Consider the following 1002-nt stretch of genomic DNA (forward strand, 5'->3'; position numbering starts at 1 on the left):
TCACTCCCCTCCCGGGGTACTTTTCATCTTTCCCTCACGGTACTCGTCCGCTATCGGTCTTCAGGAAGTATTTAGGCTTACCGGGTGGTCCCGGCAGATTCACAGCAAATTCCACGAGCTCGCTGCTACTCGGGAACACCAAACAAACAATCAACGACATGTTTTCGCGTACGGGGCTCTCACCCACTCCGGCCGCCCATCCCAAGGCGTTCCACTAACATACGTGATCATTCCGAGGACTGTCAGATCCTCGACGCTGGGTCCCACAACACCGCACATACAACGCCTGACAGCTTGACATATGCACGGTTTAGCCTCTTCCGCTTTCGCTCGCCACTACTCACGGAATCACGGTTGTTTTCTCTTCCTACGGGTACTGAGATGTTTCACTTCCCCGCGTTCCCTCCACACACCCTATATATTCAGGTGCGGGTAACACCACATCACTGGTGCTGGGTTTCCCCATTCGGAAATCCTCGGATCACAGCTCGGTTGACAGCTCCCCGAGGCTTATCGCAGCCTCCTACGTCCTTCATCGGCTCCTGAAGCCAAGACATCCACCATGTGCCCTTAACAACTTGACCACAAAGATGCTCGCATCCACTCTACAGTTCTCAAACACCACACCAGAAACAAACAGCGTTCCTGAGGCTATGCTCTAGCCCCAAGGCGTGTTGCCTCAGGACCCAACAGTGTGCCAAGCGAACAACTGACCCTCCAGGCGCCGGCTCCTCGTTCCACGACCGCAAGCGATCAGTACTAGAAAAGGTTTTGCCAACCAAGATCAGCCATAACCAGTAGTTCCACAATTCCTTGAGCAAGCCCGGCAACACCACAGTCGGGTGTTAAACCGCGCCCACCCCACGCTCTGGTTCCGGGTATCCCGGGAACGTGGATGTGTTGTGCTCCTTAGAAAGGAGGTGATCCAGCCGCACCTTCCGGTACGGCTACCTTGTTACGACTTCGTCCCAATCGCCAGTCCCACCTTCGACCACTCCCTCC

Annotated in this window: 2 rRNA genes; both read right to left on the bottom strand. The window is 55.3% G+C overall.

Going from position 1 to position 1002, the window contains the following annotated elements:
- Positions 1-584 (bottom strand): 23S ribosomal RNA (locus ACZ7OH_RS51895); the annotation flags it as partial.
- A 329-nt stretch (positions 585-913) separates the two neighbouring features.
- Positions 914-1002: ribosomal RNA gene (locus ACZ7OH_RS51900) — 16S ribosomal RNA — on the bottom strand; the annotation flags it as partial.

The organism is Amycolatopsis sp. NPDC114478 (assembly GCF_055633805.1).